Origin of the sequence: Aliivibrio fischeri, from assembly GCF_009727955.1 — a bacterium.
Lineage (GTDB): Bacteria > Pseudomonadota > Gammaproteobacteria > Enterobacterales > Vibrionaceae > Aliivibrio > Aliivibrio fischeri_A.
The window spans coordinates 591,680-608,894 of the sequence record NZ_WOBR01000004.1 but is presented as its reverse complement, the minus strand read 5'-3'; the positions used below and the strand labels follow the sequence as shown (position 1 = coordinate 608,894).

The following is a 17,215-nucleotide window of genomic DNA, read 5'->3' as shown; positions in this document are numbered from 1 at the left end:
ATTATGCGCCCGAAATCCCCATTTATAATCAACACTTAAACGCGGTATCACTACCCAAGGCGGAGATAAAAAGACATTGAACGTTACACAACAATCCGAAAAAGAAGCAGTTATTAAATTAACTGGTATTTCTAAAAGCTTTGATGGCAAAGAAGTGATTTCTAATTTTGACTTAGATGTAAATCACGGTGAATTTTTAACAATTCTTGGTCCTTCAGGTTGTGGTAAAACCACAGTGTTACGCATGATCGCAGGTTTCGAAACCGCTGATGCTGGAACAATTTTATTGGATTCGACAGATGTAACGTCAATGCCCGCAGAACAAAGGCATGTGAATACCGTATTCCAAAGTTACGCCCTATTCCCGCACATGACGGTGTTTGAGAACGTTGCGTTTGGTTTACGTATGCAAAAAGTTGCAGAATCAGAAATTGAGCCTCGTGTAACAGAAGCTCTGCAAATGGTTCGTTTAGCTCAAATGGCAAACCGTAAGCCTCATCAGTTATCTGGTGGTCAGCAACAACGTATCGCAATTGCTCGTGCAGTTGTAAACAAGCCTAAGGTTCTTCTTCTTGATGAATCTTTATCTGCGCTTGATTACAAACTACGTAAGCAAATGCAAATTGAACTTAAACAATTACAACGTCAGTTAGGTATTACTTTTATTTTCGTAACTCACGACCAGGAAGAAGCTCTTTCAATGTCTGACCGTATTATCGTAATGCGTGATGGTGTTATTGAACAAGACGGTACTCCTCGTGAAATTTACGAAGAACCAAAGAACTTATTTGTTGCTCGCTTCATCGGTGAAATCAACGTATTTGCAGCTACAGTGCAAGAACGTCTTGATGAAAAACGTATTAAAGCAGAAATCGAAGATACTTCAGCTATCGTATATTGCGACCTTGATGTTGCTCCTGGCGATAAAGTGAAAGTATTACTTCGTCCTGAAGATTTACGCCTAGAAGAAATCAAAGAGTCTGACAATAAAGGCATCACAGGCTATGTACGTGAACGTACGTACAAAGGTATGACTTTAGACTCTGTACTTGAATTAGATTCAGGTATGCGTGTAATGATCAGTGAGTTCTTTAATGAAGATGATCCAGATGTTGATCACTCTTTAGGTCAAAAAGTAGCAATTACTTGGGTTGAAAGCTGGGAAGTGGTGTTAGCAGATGAACAAGAAGTTTAATCTCCAAAATATCATCATCACAATTATTGTTAGTTGGTTACTGCTGTTCGTTTTCATTCCAAATGTAATGATCATCGGTACTAGCTTCTTAACTCGTGATGAAGCAAATTTAATCGAAATGACGTTTACGATGGATAACTATCTACGTCTTTTTGATCCACTATATGCAAAAGTGCTGTGGCATTCATTTTATATGGCCATTGTTGCAACGTTAATCTGTTTGGTTGTGGGTTACCCATTTGCCTACATCGTTGCAAAAATGCCTGAAAGATGGCGTCCATTTATGCTGTTTTTAATTATTGTTCCTTTTTGGACTAACTCGTTAATCCGTACTTATGGTTTAAAAATTGTGTTAGGTACTCAAGGTATTTTAAATAAAAGCCTAATTGCAATGGATATCATCGATAAGCCATTACGCATTATGTACACAGAAACAGCAGTAATGATTGGTTTGGTTTATATTCTATTACCTTTCATGATTTTGCCACTGTATTCAGCAATTGAAAAACTTGACGGTACTTACTTAGAAGCGGCACGTGATCTAGGTGCAAACAAACTTCAAACTCTATGGAAGATTGTATTGCCACTAACAATGCCAGGTATCATTGGCGGTTGTTTATTAGTATTACTTCCAGCTCTTGGTATGTTCTATATTTCTGACCTATTAGGTGGTGCGAAAAACCTACTAATTGGTAACGTAATTAAGAGCCAAGTATTGAACGCACGTGATTGGCCATTTGGTGCAGCAACCAGTATCGCCCTCACCTTAGCAATGGCATTAATGCTTTATGCTTATTACCGTGCAGGCAAGTTATTAAACAAAAAGGCGGATCTAGACTAATGGGACGCACAATTAGATTTAGTTTTATGAGCTTGGTATATCTTTTCTTATACCTACCAATCATCGTTTTGATTGCGAACTCATTCAACGCAAGTAAATTTGGTATGAAATGGGGCGGCTTCACTACAAAATGGTACGAAGCGCTAGTAAACAATGACAGCTTAATGCAAGCAGCTTGGCACTCGATTACTATCGCTGTAATTTCTGGTACTGCTGCAACTATTATTGGTAGTTTAACGGCTGTTGCCCTTTTCCGTTATCAGTTTAAAGGCAAAAAGTTCGTTAATGGTCTACTGTTTGTTGTGATGATGTCTCCTGATATCGTAATGGCAATTTCATTACTGGCTATTTTCCTTGTAATTGGTTTTGAGCTTGGTTTTTTAACACTATTGATTGCTCACATCACTTTCTGTTTACCATTCGTGGTTGTAACAGTTTATAGCCGCTTAAAAGGTTTTGATGTGAAGATGTTAGAAGCTGCACGTGATTTAGGTGCAAGTGAATGGGTAATTCTTAAACAAATTATCCTTCCTCTAGCAAAACCGGCTGTAGCTGCTGGTTGGTTATTAAGTTTTACCCTTTCATTGGACGATGTAATCATCAGCTCATTTGTAACGGGTCCAACTTACGAAATTTTACCATTGAAGATTTACTCGATGGTTAAAGTTGGTATTTCACCTGAAGTGAATGCCTTAGCAACAGTAATGTTGTTTGTTTCTCTGATTTTAGTTGTACTTTCACAGCTATTAGCAAGAGAAAAAATTAAGTAATAGTTCTAATGTTTTAAATTAATTGTTTCATGTAAACCGTCGTTTCATGCAAACAATAAATCTGGAAGACATGCCTTTTGTTCGACATGTCTTCTTTTTTATCACTCTAATGGAGAGTCAATCAATGAACAAAATGGCTGCGTTTTTTACTGGAACCGCCTGCGCTTTAGCACTAACAATGAATGTTGCAAACGCAAAAGAAAATGATGAATTGGTATTCATGAACTGGGGACCATACATCAACAGTGATATTTTAGAAGAATTTACTAAAGAAACTGGCATTAAAGTTATCTACTCTACTTATGAGTCAAACGAAACTTTATACGCTAAAATGAAGGCTCACAATAAAGGTTATGACCTAGTTGTTCCTTCTACTTATTTCGTTGCAAAAATGCGTGACGAAAAAATGCTTCAACCAATTGATAAATCAAAACTATCAAACTTCACTCAATTGGATACGAACTACTTAGACAAACCATTTGATCCTAAAAATGAATACTCGATTCCACACGTAGTAGCGATCACAGGTCTTGCAGTTAACACAGAAATGTATAACCCAGATGATTTCAATAGCTGGGGCGATCTTTGGAATCCAGAATTTGAAGGTCAATTAATGCTTATGGATGATACTCGTGAAGTATTCCACATTGCATTACGTAAGTTAGGTTACTCAGGTAACTCAACAAACCCGAAAGAAATTGACGAAGCGTATGCTGAGCTACAAAAACTAATGCCAAACGTATTAGTATTTAACTCAGACAACCCAGGTGCACCATACATGGCTGGCGAAGTTGGTCTTGGTATGCTTTGGAATGGTTCTGCAGCAGCCGCTCAAGCTGAAGGTTTACCAATTAAACTTATCTTCCCTAAAGAAGGTGGTATCGGTTGGGTTGATAACTTTGCAATCCCTTCAGGCGCAAACAATGTAGAAGCAGCTCATAAGATGATCGACTTTTTACTTCGTCCAGAAATCGCAGCACGCATTTCAGCTGATACTGGTTACCTAACAGCAGTTAAAGCATCAAACGACAAGTTTAAAGACGTTGCACCACTGTTCCCATCACAAGAAGATTTAGACCGTGTTGAATGGCAATCTGCAGTTGGTGACATGACAGTTAAATACGAAGAGTACTTCTTAAAACTGAAAGCCGGACAGTAACCTAACCCTTACTGAACCTTACTAATGGCAGCGTATATCGCTGCCATTTTTGATCTCCCTCGCATAAATTTCCTTACAAACTAATTTATATTACCTTGATTTAAGCCAAGTTATTGATTTGCAATGACATGAAGTCTTCCACAAAAATTGCTATACTACCCGCTTAATTATGGATACTCCCCTCATATATAGGAGAAGGAAATGAAAAAGTGGACAACTCTCGTCTCTACAGGACTGTGCGCTGCAGCCTTAATTGCTGGTAATGCACAAGCTGCAGATAAAGAGCTCTATTTTTATAACTGGTCAGAATACATTCCCAATGAAGTTCTTGAAGACTTCACTAAAGAAACTGGTATCAAGGTTTACTATTCGACGTATGAGTCGAATGAAAGCATGTACGCTAAATTAAAAACTCAAGGTTCTGGGTATGACCTAGTTGTTCCTTCAACTTACTTTGTGTCAAAGATGCGCAAAGAAGGTATGCTACAAAAGATTGATAAATCTAAATTACCTCATTTCAAAGACTTAGATCCAAACTACCTAAATAAGCCTTTTGATCCAAATAACAACTACTCTATTCCTTACATTTGGGGCGCAACTGGTATCGGCGTAAATGCTGATATGATGAACCCGAATGAGCTTCATTCTTGGAATGATTTCTGGGATGAAAAATGGCAAGGTCAGTTAATGATGATGGATGACTCACGTGAAGTGTTCCATATCGCATTAACGAAACTAGGTTACTCTGCAAACACAACAAATCCTGAAGAAATCAAAGCCGCTTACGAAGAGCTGAAAAAGCTAATGCCAAACATTTTGGTATTTAACTCAGACTTCCCTGCAAACCCATACTTAGCGGGTGAAACAAGTGTTGGTATGCTTTGGAACGGTTCTGCTTACATGGCTCGTGAAGAAGGCGCAAATATTCAAATCGTATGGCCTGATAAAGGTGCAATCTTCTGGATGGACAGCTTAGCAATCCCTGCTGGAGCTAAAAATATAGATGCAGCGCATCAAATGATGGATTTCTTATTACGTCCTGAAAATGCTGCTAAAATTGCTTTAGAAATTGGCTACCCAACGCCAGTAAAATCAGCTTACCCTCTTCTACCTAAAGAGTTTGCTAATGATCCAAACATCTTCCCACCTCAATCTGTAATGGATTCAGGTGAATGGCAAGATGAAGTGGGTGAAGCAAGCACACTTTATGATGAGTATTTCCAAAAGCTAAAAGTTGACATGTAATCAAGTCACGTTTTAATTAATAAAAAGCCAATAAATCCAACGATTTATTGGCTTTTTTACTAATGATTAAAACTTTCTCTAAACGTTATACCAACCTTAATTGATATTATACTTCCAAAAGCTCTGCAACTAATTCAGGTACTAGAATACCCGCTTTACCATATCGTTTTTCTTCAAATTCATCGTCTACGGCACTTGGTTCTAAGTTAATTTCAATGGTATGCGCACCATGTAAACGAGCTTCATGCACAAAACCAGCAGCAGGATAAACAGAGCCAGACGTGCCTATTGAAATAAATAAATCAGCCTGATTTAACGCTTCATGGATTCTGCCCATTTCTAATGGCATTTCACCAAACCATACGACATGAGGACGTAACTGAGCTGGTATTTGGCAACAATGACAAAAATCACCAGTATGAATATCATCAGTACACTCAAACACTTGATTCGATTCTTCACAACGAATCTTGTTTAACTCACCATGCATATGAATTACATTGGTGCTTCCACCGCGCTCATGCAAGTTATCAATATTCTGAGTCACAATTGTCACCGTACCATCTAACTCTTTTTCAAGTTTCGCTAATGCTTTATGAGCAGCATTTGGCTGAATACTATCACTTTTCAACAGAGCTCTTCGTTTATTATAAAAGTCCTGAACCAAGTCAGGATCCTTTAAAAAACCTTCTGGTGTTGCGACATCTTCAATTCGATGATTTTCCCATAACCCATCACTAGCACGAAAAGTTTGGATCCCCGACTCTGCCGATATTCCAGCACCAGTTAAAATTACGATATTCTTATACGGAAATAGCATGAAATCATCCTTAATCAATTTTGATTCTTATCCAAACTCTATCATGAATAACATTACAGTTTCTATGGATACTAAAAACAAACACCTAAGCTGCTTTATTCGGCACAGTCCCTCCATTACAATGGAGTTAACCATACTAATAATGAATAGAGATATACATGTTAAAGCAAGCCAAACAAATGATTGTGTTCAACGCCTTAACTCAACAACAAAGCTTTACTAAAGCTGCACAGCTTCTTGATATATCGCGAACTCAAGTAAGCCAACAAATTCAATTATTAGAAGAACGCTTAGGTGTTCAATTGGTTCAACGTACAACACGTTCATTTTCTTTAACTGAAGCTGGACAAACCTTTGCTGTTCACTGTGCAAATATCGCCGATGAGATTAACGAAGCTGAAAATGAACTACTGACCAATATTGATAACCTACAAGGTAAATTGCGTGTTGGTATTGCTCAATCATTTGCGACTAATCACATTCTTCCTTATTTATCTGAACTTCATCAGGCTTATCCACAATTAAATATAGAGATCACTTTGTTCGATCATAAGATCGATGTTATTGCAGAGCAATTAGACTTATGGATAGGTGTGATGGATTCCCCACCAGAAGGATTTGTTGCTCGACATTTAATTGATTGCCACTTTGTATTAGTTGCGAGCCCTCTATATTTGGCAAAACAAGGGATCCCTTACCACCCTTATGATTTAAAAAAACATAATTGCTTAACTTATATTAGTCGAGAGCGAAAAGATAATGTTTGGGGCTTTCACAAAGAGGATGAAAACCTCCAGATAAAAGTGTCTGGTAACTACCGTATTGACTCTGCTGATGCCATTCGTAATGCCACCACTGCAGGTAACGGTATTGGTTATATTGCCACTTATCTTCTGTCTGATGAATTACAAACAGGTAAGCTCGTTCAACTTTTACCTGATTGGGAATTAAACCAATCAATGCCACTTTATGCCGTTTATCCAAGACGAAAATTTCTACCTAAAAAGGTACATGTTTTCATGGAGTTTGTTCGTCAGCATATAAATGAGACACAAATTGCTAAATTTTAATCATTTTACTGATGGGACTATTCACTAAAAAACCACCACCATTATCCCAAATACTAAAAACTGACTTTTAAATATGTGACAAAAGCCTCAATAACTAGGTTTTTGTCTACTCCTTCATCAAAATCCCGTTTTTATGTTAAGACAATGTATTTGGCTTAACAACTTGATCCTTGTCACACTTTTATTTTTGAATAGAATACCTCCGCAATCATCACACTAGATACTTTTGGAGTTTGACCGTGAACTTTTTGGTCAGTATTTTAGGCATTGTTTGCCTATTCGCGATTGCAATTCTTTTCTCAGAAAACCGTCAAGCCATAAAATGGAGAACCGTATTAGGAGCCTTCCTAATTCAACTGTTGTTTGCCGGTTTTATCTTATACGTTCCTATTGGTCGAACTATCTTAAATAGTATTTCTATGGCGGTATCAAGCATTATTGATTACGGCCGTGTAGGTACTGAATTCCTTTTTGGTGATCTTGCACAATACAAACTGGGCTTCATTTTTGCCGTAAACGTTTTACCTACGATTGTATTCTTCTCTGCACTGATCTCTGTTCTTTATTATCTTGGTGTTATGGGCTGGGTTATTCGTACCATTGGTGGCGGATTACAACGCTTCTTAGGCACAACTCGTACTGAATCTATGTCTGCAACCGCAAATATTTTTGTTGGTTCTGTTGAAGCACCACTGGTTGTTCGCCCTTTCCTTGCAAAAATGTCACGATCTGAATTGTTTGCCGTTATGGTTGGTGGTCTTGCCTCTGTAGCAGGTGGAACAATGGTTGGTTACGCAGGGTTAGGTGTCGAGCTTAGATATTTAATTGCTGCAAGTTTTATGTCAGCACCTGCTGGTTTAATGATGGCAAAACTTCTTGTACCTCAAACAGAAGAAATCAATGAAGCAGAGCAATACTCAGAAGATGAAGTTGATGATGCCCCTGTAAATATTATTGATGCAGCATCACAAGGCGCATTAAATGGCTTACAAATTGTATTTGCTGTTGGTGCAAGCTTATTAGCTATCATTAGCTTAATTGCATTATTAAATGGTGGTTTACATCAATTAGGATTACTTGTTGGTTTAGACAATTTAAGTTTAGAACTGATCTTTGGTTACCTATTTGCACCAGTTGCATGGTTAATCGGTGTACCATGGTCTGAAGCAACGGTTGCAGCGAGTCTAATTGGTAAAAAAATCGCAATTAATGAATTTGTTGCCTTTGCTGATTTAATGGCAGTGAAAGATCAATTAAGTGAACATTCCCAAGCGATTGTTACTTTTGCCCTATGTGGTTTTGCAAACCTAACCTCTATTGCAATGCTAATGGGTGGTTTAGGTGGCGTAGTTCCAAGTCGCCGCCCTGATATTGCACGCTTAGGTATGAAAGCAATCTTTGCAGCAACATTAGCAAACTTAATGAGTGCTACTGTTGCAGGCATCTTCCTGTCTTTCTAATAGTAAGTAAGACAATAAAAAGCCACTTGTGAATAATCATAAGTGGCTTTTTTTATAAATGAATAATAGATTTAAAGCTTAGTCATTCGATTCATAACAAACGAAGCAATAGAACCATCCACCGCCTTTACATAATTAATAATATGAGGCGTATCTAAATGAGCTTGAAGACACTCTTCACTTTCCCATTGCTCATGAAATACAAATACATGTGGATTTTCATTATCTTGGTGAAGATCATATTGAATACAACCGACTTCTTTACGTGTCGGTTCAAGTAACTTAAGCATTTCTGCTTTCACCAATTCAATTTTACCTTCTTGCGCTTCAATTCTTGCAACAATCGTTAATATCTTAGTCATTGTATAAATTCATTCTATTTAAAAAGCGTTGATTAACTATTAAAGCACGTCTTCATTCAGGAAGTACAATTAATCCTAACGGTTCTAACAATTGCTCTTGTTGCCATCCACAGATTTTCACACCGGTTAGGTCAATTCTACGAGGATCTAAGCCCTCTAATTCACAATAGCATAAATTACTCTCTTGAAACTTAAACTGCTCCCATGCATCTTCTGAGAAAGAGCCTCGACTTAGATCAGAACCTTTAAAGGACGCACCTTGTAAATTAGCGCCATTCCATTTATTTTCAAACAAGTCACACTTCTCAATGCATAAGCGTTCAAAGTTCGCATACGCTAAGTTACAGCCTGTAATGTAAGCTGAACAAAAGTACATTTGATGATTAATTTGATTTGAAAAGCTAGCCTGAACAAAGTTTGCCCCTTTTAAATCACACTCTCTAAATTCAATACCAAATGCATTTGCACCTTTAAAATTAGCCATTGCAATCTTACAACACTTAAAGGACGAATCTCGCAAGTCTGCATATTCAAAATCACATCCTTCAATTGCCCCTTGTTCAATAAAACTGCAATCAACAAACTGAGCATCTCTTAAATTTGTACGAGAAAAGTTACATAGGTAAAACTTACACCCTTCATAATATGCGTTACTCAGATCTTGGCGTGAGAAATCAATACTATTAAATGTTTCATTATATACAGCCATACATACTCCTTAAGCTTGTTAAGAAGAAGACTACCAGTAAGCGAAATAAACTCAACAAAAAACAAAACCTTTAATATCAATAGGTTAAAATCGCCATTTTCACCCCCTAGAGCGAGTTATAAAAGGGATTAACGCCGTTTTAAACTGACAACCGAACGCCAAGACCAAAAAAATAATTTCACAAGCTAGAAATGCACATAGCGCGTTAATACATAACGTTCTACTTATACTAAGAACATACAAACATTTTGCTCTTTGCTCTTACAAACGCCGAAACCTGAATGCTACGTGGCAAATTAAGCTTCATCACGTTCTCACAGCATTTCATTAGAACTTCTGTCGCTTGTTCTTCCCATTCATGTTCTGTCTCTAACGAATGGAGAGAAACGCAAGGCTCTGTCTTTGAATTTTGCTGAAAAGTAGTAAAAGATTTATTAAAAATAACATCTTCACATGCTCTTGCTTGAGATTCTGAAATGAGTTTTTTTCTTAAAATTGTCTGCACAGAGTTACTTAATGTAATCGTACAAATAAAATCACGCTCATTAAAATAAAGGTCAATCGCTCTATTTAACTGATGTAATGCAATAGTCACACTGTCCATAATTACCTCCTTGTGGTTATAGATATATTCTAGGAAATTTTTTTAAAACAATGTGCCGTTGTGATCACTAATAAATGATATTGTTCACAAATTATTCAATTGTGTATTTTATTGATAACAATATTTATGTTAGACCTGACCACATTTCATCAAGTTCATCGTCAGATGGCATTTCTGAATGGGTAATAGTCTTAATAACTCGGCAAGGATTACCAACAGCCACACAGTCTGGTGGGATATCTTTTGTCACTACACTTCCTGCACCAATAACACTTCTATCACCTATCGTCACACCATCTAATATAACGGCATTAGCACCAATCCAAACATTATCTCCAATCTTAATTGGGTTAGCTGATGCAATAGGTAATACTCGTTCTGCTAAATCAAAAGGATGCCCTGCTGTACTTATCACAACATTTGGGCCAACTTGAACATACGATCCAATAAAAACAGGAGCAAGATCTAAGATCTTAACTCCTGCATTCAAAAATCCACCACACTCAAAATGTATGTTCTTTCCCATATCACAATAAAATGGAGGAACGATAGTTACTCCCTTGTATTGCCCAAGGATAGATTTTAATACGTCGGCTCTTAACTGATGTTCTGATGGTCGAGAGTGATTAAAGTCATACAGTTGCTCTTTTACTTCATCCTGAAATGCACACAGTTCTTTGTTAATGGGAATTTGAACTGAAAAATCTGACAATTTATGACTCATAACCACTCCTTAGTTAAGCTAATCCCTACCTATTGAGCGACTTGTTTTACCTCATTAATAGGGAAAGCTTTATCATAAGCTAAATTATATACATACGCATAAAACAGATAGAAAACCACGAGACCGATATCAAGAATAAACGCTTCTAGAATACTAATATTTAAAAACCAGGCCATGGCAGGAATAGTCAAAATCAATAACCCGCCTTCAAACCCTAAGCTATGAACAACACGGTTTAATGTTGATTTTACTGTGCTGCCTGTTTTTCTCATCATGTACTTATCAAATAAGATGTTATAGACATAATTCCACCCTGTTGCGACAAGTGAAAATACGACACCCATAATACCAACATGCCCCATTTCAAAACCAAATTGACTTAAAACACCGACAATAAGAATAAGACCAATCAATTCAAACATAATAGCGTGACGAATTCGGTCAAAACGACTTCTCATAATAACAACTCCAAAGGTTAATGTTGGCGTCATTATATAAAGAAAAATAGAGAGTAAAAGTTAGAAGCTATCCGCTTTTCGTATACTAATTTTTAGTATGATTAAAAATATACTCATAAAACACAACCATAGAATCCATTTCTTCTTTGACAACAAATCCTACTTTTTCTAGTAGTTTAGCAGAGGCAATATTATCTTTATCAACACCACCAACAAGTCTCTCTATAGATGGGTGTTGGTACAGGTAATCTAAGAGACCACTGAGTAATTCTGAGCCATAACCTTTATGCCAATACTCGTCACCTAATAAGTACCCTAAATGAACTTCCTCGCTATCTGCTCCCGATAAAAATAAAAAGCCAATAATATCCTTAGTATTCTTAGCCGATACCGTAAATAGCTGACTTTCATTCGACATTTTCTTCAGCCATATTTCCGCTTCTTTTATCGTTTCTATATCATGGAAATAAGGAGGCAACCCTTGGGTAACTTGAGGTGTTAGTAACGCAACAATCTTATTCAATACGACTTGGCTTCCTTGCTCGTTTACTATCACAGAATCTATATGTTCAATGACAAGGCGTGTCGTTTTATAACTCAGTTCAGTCAATTGATCTTGATGGTGCATACCTATAATTATTCCTATCGTTAGTTAAATCGAATTCGTCAATTCGGAAGGTCTTAAGAATTCACCTTCTAGTTTTAAGATTTCTCGATAATACATTTCAAACATAAAAATATTCTTTACGTATACTCGAGTCTCTTTAAAAGAAATTGACTCTATATAACCAAATATATCAATCTCTTTACTTGCCGCTCTTCGCCATACCGTCACCATAGTTGGTCCCGCATTGTATGCAGAAAATGCGTAAGCTCTATTGTTCTTATAGCGAGCAAGCAGATGACTTAAATAACGGCTACCTACAGCAACATTTTTATTTAAATCAAACAAATCACTTGAATTACGATAATTTAAATTGTACTTCTGTGCCATAAATGCGGCTGTACTTGGTAGCACTTGCATCAATCCGCGAGCACCAACTGGTGATTTAGTGGTAAGCTCTAAGCCACTTTCTTGTCTTGAAAGGGCTAATAAGGTTACAGGATCCACATTATATTTAGCACCATAGCGTGAAAATTCTTTCCAATAGCGAACAGGGAAACGCAGATAAATATAATCCCATAACTCCCCACGAATGGTGGCTTCATGCGTAAACAAATGCCAATGCTTCTTTTTAGCATAACAAGCTAAAACCGCACTCTTGGCTTGATTCTCTTTTGCGACTACATGACGCCAATGTTTTCTTGCTGGATACGTTTTACCTAATGCTAGTAACTCCTCGACACGATCAATATCATCTTGATATGGTTCTATTTGCTCTTTGTTACACTCTACACGGGCAATAGGGAATCGAGGTTCTCTTTTTAGTGCAATAGATGCAGCAATACTATAAAAGTGTCTATTACCAGCAATGCGCTTTAAGCGTGTTTCACCAGACTCGGTATCTCCTAACTTCATTTCACTACGAGCTAACCAATATTGCCATCGATATGATGCTTGTTCTTCACTTGTGAGCTTATTAATCCAAAATATAATTTCGTTCCATTCCGTTTTTCTAATTGCTAAACGGATACGCTGCTCTAGAACGAGATTATCACTTGAACGCTCTAAAACATCATCTCTCCATTGGATTATTTCAGGATCTTTTGTATCTAGTAACCTAACAGCAAGGTACTCAAGTGTTGATTGAAGTTCATTATCTTCAAACGAAAAATGGCTCTGTACAAAGCTCACCTTATCATAAGCGGAATTTATATTGTGTTTTGCCAAATGCTTTAACGCTGTTTGAACATAATTACGATTAAATTGTGTGTCCTCTTTCGTTTCAAAAAACACGGTAAACTTTTCAGGTTGACGATAAAATCGCAGCATTTCCGTTAATGTGTCTTTACTATCAACCGTAGAGGCTAATTTTCGCAAATAGGTAATTAATCGAGGGTTCTTTGCATCAATAGCATACAAGGCACGTTCAAGTATCATGTCATCGGTACGCTCACCAGCCTTATCCCAATATGAAAAAAGGGAATTACAAGCGCTAGAGACACTCTTACCATCTAACCAAAGTAGCTTTGCTCCATTAAAGGCTATGTCTAATTCATTCTCGTGATAAAAAGCGGTGTAATACCAGCATTGATAATCTTGATCACGAGGTAACTCTGTTTGATAAGCAATTAAGTATGGCCAGTTTTTTGTGGCGATTAAGGCATTAAGATAGTCAGCCCGAATAGATACGGAGAATGGATAATCAACAAACTCTTTTGAAAACTGATTTACTTCTTCTGGCGTTTTATTTTTTAAATCAAAAAGAAAGGCACGATAATCGGCATACCCAGATAATGGGTAGTTATCTAAATCTCCACGCTTCTTATGATAAACAGAAATATTTTTTTTATTAAACCCTTGCTGAATCGCATCATAAGCGTAACGATCAAGCCATAACTCTGAAATCGCAAAAGCACTGTTTGAAACACACCCGAGCATTAACCCGACAAATCCTTTTTTCATTAGTCGCATCAATCATCCTTTTTCTGCATTTAATGAGTGTGGTATAGAGTTTCTAAATCTTCCATTAGTTATGATAGATAAATTTTAAAAAAGAGAGTGTCCCAATTTTGTAAAATCCGTTTTTTAGACATAAAAAAGACTGGTTTCCCAGCCCTCTTATAAAACAAGAATGATTAAGTAATTACACCCCTAGCGGATTAGGAAATTGCACCACTTTAATATCATAGGTTTTTGGCTTATACGCTTTACTGCCTTCCATTACGTAAACCACTTCAACTTCACACTCTAAGACTGACTTAATGTTGGACAAACAAATAAGTTCAGCTTCAGATAAGTGTTTTCCAGCCTTTTGTACTTTCACAAATAGCAAAGAACCATCAGGCTTAAATAAAAATAATTCAGGCTCACCAGCGGTTAATCCTGTTCTTATTCCTTTTAATAAAGAAAGCTTGATTGGACAAATATACTGAGAAAGCAATACACGACCAGCATCGTATAAAGAGTTAGATGTTGGCGTATTTCCTAATGCATAAAACGCGGTACCATACCATCCAAGATCTAAATAATGCGTTAATGCATAACACTCATGAAAATATTTATTAAAGTAGCTTTTGCAGTCAACAAGCTCAGTTAAATCAATAGGCAACCAATCTTTATTTCCTTTCAGCCACTCTTTTAATACCTGCTCTGGATAAGTAATCACTTTTTCTTGTATCGTATAAATCATCATAAATTCCTTTTATGAATTACTTAATATACGTACAAAAATATCATGATTTTTTAGCCTGATTTGTGAAGTATTTTAAAAATACGGTAACTTCAGTTCTCTATTTCTTCATAATGCGTTTTCACTCGTGCAATCGATATTAATAACTGCACCAATAACAAAATACCTGTTACTCCTAACCCAATGCCAATCCCTGCCCATATGCCGCTTAATCCGAATATAGGCATTAAATACCATGCAGCAGGCAAACCACATACCCAATAACCAATAGCTGTTATTACAGTAGGTAAAGAGACAATTTTCATTCCTCGTAATAAATTAATCGCCAATAATTGCCACGCATCAACAATAAAACATAAAGCAACAACCCAGATAACAGAGGTAAGCAAAGCTGACATATTATTTTCGCCATTATCTAGTTGGAATAAATCAGCAATACTCTCTGGCCAAATGATAAAGACAGCAGCAATAAATGCGCTCATTACCGTAACCAAAACAAAACTATACTGTGAGGTTTTCTTTATTCCATCCACATTGTTTGCACCAAAATCTCTTCCAACTAAGATTGCAGCAGCTTGCGAGAAACCAAAGTTAAAATTCCAAGTAAAGCTCAAACATTGCAATAGGATTTGATGCAAAGCTAATGAGGCAATACTGATGGTGCCAGCCATTAATGTGCCACCATAAATCAATCCGTGCTCTAATAAGGCAGCAACAGCAATGGGTAGCCCCATAACTAATAAAGGAGTTATCAACTTTATCGAGTACTCTTCTAGATTTAACCAAGGAGCAAATGGTTTGTATTCTTGTTGTTTAAAGACCCAAAGCCCATAACCTAGCATCACCATTAATGCCGCAATGGCAGTACCCAGTCCTAATCCATACAATCCCATGCCAAGCTGAAAAGTAAGTACATAGCTAATAGGAACATTTAAAACGACGGTAATCACAGACATCACCATAATAGAGCGAACGTTGCCCAATGCGCTTGTTAGTCCACGTAATACCAATAGTATTAATGAAGGAAACATAGCCCACTTTAAAGCATCAACGTATTCCATCGCCAATGAAATCATGTCTTCAGGTTGTCCCGCTAAACGCAGTACATTTGGAGCATAAGAAAAAGCAAAGAGTAAGATAACGCTCAATATTACAGATAATAAAACCGCGCCCTTTATAGCAAGTCTAATTTGTTGATTCCCAAATTCAGGTCTCGCCAATCGTTGTCCATAAGCAATAGCGATCAAATTAGCGACGCAACCTACTGTGCTGCTTGCTACGATAAAAATAAAAAAGTAAACCGAAGCGCCCAAACCACCACCAGCTAATGCTGAAACACTTAATCGTGACATCATCCAAACATCAGTAAGAACCAACGTCATAGAGATCAATTGAGAAACAATAAGAGGGAAAGCGAGCGTAAGAATTTTTTTCATAAAAAAGATAAATTAAATAATTTCACATCACGTTATCGTTTAAAAAAGTAGTATTCAATTAATTAATCCGTCAGACTGACATTCCAAAAACTCATGCGAGAATCTAATGACACCCTATCCAACATTACCTTACTCACATAACGGATTTAAAGCTTTTGAATCGGTTGCAAGGTTGATGAGTTTTACTTCAGCGGCAAATGAGCTTAATGTGACACAAAGTGCAGTCAGCCGCCAAGTAAAGCAACTTGAGGATGATCTCAATGCATCTCTAATTATACGCAAACACCGTTCGATTCAACTGACGACCCAAGGTTTAGAACTGTATAAAACGTTACAGGATAACTTTACTTCCCTCGAATCAGTGATCTCTTCCTGGCAAGATCCAAAGCCTAAGCGTATTGTTATCAAAGCGGCATTAAGCTTTGCTACCCGTGCTCTCTTACCTAAAATTAAAGAAATGAATGAGAAATATTCAGATTATGAAATCGTCATCATTCCTTCTCTAGAAGAGGACGAAGCTCTCAATATCGCTGATTATGATTTATTGATTTTCCATACAAGATTAAAGAATCATTACGATAATAAATCTAATTTTTCTCTGCTACGCGAAGAGTTCATGGCACCGGTTTGTGCAACCAGCATTACCACAAAAGACACGGCGTTAGATGATGTTCTTCAATTACCAAGGTTGCATCCTACGGTTGATCATCTCGATTGGATTACTTGGTTAAATAATGAAAAAGATGTTCCCCATCAAAAAGTGAGAAACACCAGTTTTCACTCATTAGATCTCGCATTAAGTGCGTGTTTGTCAGGTCAAGGTGCAACCGTTACCGATCTCTTATTGATCTTACCGGAATTAGAAAGAAACTTTTATTACTGCCCAAAGCACACCACACTTCAGCACAGTGCATGGGTATATTATATTCATCAACACACGCATTCTTCAGCGATTAACGAGCTTGTCGACTGGTTACAGCAGGAAGCAAAACGTGAGATTGAGTCATTAAAGTCTTTAGCTAAGGAGCATCATTGGGGAGGAATTATTAACCAAATCTAATCTTACGTA

18 protein-coding genes are annotated in these 17,215 nt (G+C 37.0%); 8 read left to right on the top strand and 10 right to left on the bottom strand.

The features are described 5' to 3' along the window. Positions 1–76: 76 nt before the first annotated feature. The 5 genes from potA to GNP81_RS06210 all read left to right on the top strand — a co-directional run bounded on the left by potA (position 77) and on the right by GNP81_RS06210 (position 5,210). The gene (potA, locus tag GNP81_RS06230; RefSeq protein ID WP_012533573.1) at positions 77–1,195 is read left to right on the top strand and encodes a spermidine/putrescine ABC transporter ATP-binding protein PotA; all 1,119 of its coding nucleotides are present in this window, start codon (positions 77–79) and stop codon (positions 1,193–1,195) included. Next, positions 1,179–2,036: a spermidine/putrescine ABC transporter permease PotB gene (gene potB, locus GNP81_RS06225; protein ID WP_011261915.1), complete on the top strand. Its 858-nt coding sequence runs from the start codon at positions 1,179–1,181 to the stop codon at positions 2,034–2,036. The genes potA and potB overlap by 17 nt, the downstream gene beginning before the upstream one ends. Further along, positions 2,036–2,806 (top strand): spermidine/putrescine ABC transporter permease PotC, encoded by a 771-nt coding sequence (potC, locus tag GNP81_RS06220; protein ID WP_005419249.1) that lies wholly within the window; start codon positions 2,036–2,038, stop codon positions 2,804–2,806. The genes potB and potC overlap by 1 nt, the downstream gene beginning before the upstream one ends. 124 nt (positions 2,807–2,930) lie before the next feature. Further along, positions 2,931–3,965: an extracellular solute-binding protein gene (locus GNP81_RS06215; RefSeq protein WP_005419251.1), complete on the top strand. Its 1,035-nt coding sequence runs from the start codon at positions 2,931–2,933 to the stop codon at positions 3,963–3,965. 201 nt (positions 3,966–4,166) lie between these two features. After that, positions 4,167–5,210, top strand: coding sequence for an extracellular solute-binding protein (locus GNP81_RS06210; protein WP_155672338.1), 1,044 nt, complete (start codon positions 4,167–4,169; stop codon positions 5,208–5,210). A gap of 106 nt (positions 5,211–5,316) precedes the next feature. Here GNP81_RS06210 and cobB read toward each other — a convergent pair whose 3' ends face one another. Continuing rightward, positions 5,317–6,030, bottom strand: a complete 714-nt coding sequence (cobB, locus tag GNP81_RS06205) for a Sir2 family NAD+-dependent deacetylase (RefSeq protein WP_155674444.1) — start codon at positions 6,028–6,030, stop codon at positions 5,317–5,319. 158 nt (positions 6,031–6,188) lie between these two features. On the opposite strand from cobB, the gene GNP81_RS06200 reads away from it, so the two are divergent. Continuing rightward, the gene (locus tag GNP81_RS06200; RefSeq protein ID WP_155672336.1) at positions 6,189–7,100 is read left to right on the top strand and encodes a LysR family transcriptional regulator; all 912 of its coding nucleotides are present in this window, start codon (positions 6,189–6,191) and stop codon (positions 7,098–7,100) included. Positions 7,101–7,339: 239 nt separating this feature from the next. Next, a complete protein-coding gene (locus GNP81_RS06195) occupies positions 7,340–8,560 on the top strand; it encodes a NupC/NupG family nucleoside CNT transporter (RefSeq protein WP_336495417.1) in 1,221 nt (406 codons plus the stop codon). Positions 8,561–8,631: 71 nt separating this feature from the next. Here the strand turns inward: GNP81_RS06195 and GNP81_RS06190 are convergent, their stop codons facing one another. The 9 genes from GNP81_RS06190 to GNP81_RS06150 form a co-directional block, all read right to left on the bottom strand. Then, the gene (locus GNP81_RS06190) at positions 8,632–8,922 is read right to left on the bottom strand and encodes a putative quinol monooxygenase (protein WP_155672334.1); all 291 of its coding nucleotides are present in this window, start codon (positions 8,920–8,922) and stop codon (positions 8,632–8,634) included. A gap of 52 nt (positions 8,923–8,974) precedes the next feature. Continuing rightward, positions 8,975–9,631: a Qnr family pentapeptide repeat protein gene (locus GNP81_RS06185; protein WP_155674445.1), complete on the bottom strand. Its 657-nt coding sequence runs from the start codon at positions 9,629–9,631 to the stop codon at positions 8,975–8,977. 229 nt (positions 9,632–9,860) lie between these two features. Then, the gene (locus GNP81_RS06180; protein WP_155674446.1) at positions 9,861–10,235 is read right to left on the bottom strand and encodes a hypothetical protein; all 375 of its coding nucleotides are present in this window, start codon (positions 10,233–10,235) and stop codon (positions 9,861–9,863) included. A gap of 124 nt (positions 10,236–10,359) precedes the next feature. Then, entirely contained in the window at positions 10,360–10,959 is a 600-nt protein-coding gene (locus GNP81_RS06175) for a sugar O-acetyltransferase (protein ID WP_155674447.1), read from the bottom strand. A 29-nt stretch (positions 10,960–10,988) separates the two neighbouring features. Next, positions 10,989–11,417 (bottom strand): PACE efflux transporter, encoded by a 429-nt coding sequence (locus GNP81_RS06170; RefSeq protein WP_155655969.1) that lies wholly within the window; start codon positions 11,415–11,417, stop codon positions 10,989–10,991. A gap of 85 nt (positions 11,418–11,502) precedes the next feature. Then, the gene (locus GNP81_RS06165) at positions 11,503–12,045 is read right to left on the bottom strand and encodes a GNAT family N-acetyltransferase (protein ID WP_155672330.1); all 543 of its coding nucleotides are present in this window, start codon (positions 12,043–12,045) and stop codon (positions 11,503–11,505) included. A 24-nt stretch (positions 12,046–12,069) separates the two neighbouring features. Then, positions 12,070–13,992, bottom strand: coding sequence for a transglycosylase SLT domain-containing protein (locus GNP81_RS06160; protein ID WP_155674448.1), 1,923 nt, complete (start codon positions 13,990–13,992; stop codon positions 12,070–12,072). Between the two features lie 172 nt (positions 13,993–14,164). Beyond that, positions 14,165–14,710, bottom strand: a complete 546-nt coding sequence (locus GNP81_RS06155; RefSeq protein ID WP_155672328.1) for a VRR-NUC domain-containing protein — start codon at positions 14,708–14,710, stop codon at positions 14,165–14,167. A 92-nt stretch (positions 14,711–14,802) separates the two neighbouring features. Further along, on the bottom strand, positions 14,803–16,146 hold the full coding sequence (locus GNP81_RS06150) for an MATE family efflux transporter (protein ID WP_155674449.1): 1,344 nt from the start codon (positions 16,144–16,146) through the stop codon (positions 14,803–14,805). Between the two features lie 106 nt (positions 16,147–16,252). Here GNP81_RS06150 and GNP81_RS06145 point away from each other — a divergent pair, with 106 nt between their 5' ends. Next, on the top strand, positions 16,253–17,206 hold the full coding sequence (locus GNP81_RS06145; RefSeq protein WP_155674450.1) for a LysR family transcriptional regulator: 954 nt from the start codon (positions 16,253–16,255) through the stop codon (positions 17,204–17,206). Positions 17,207–17,215 lie beyond the last annotated feature (9 nt).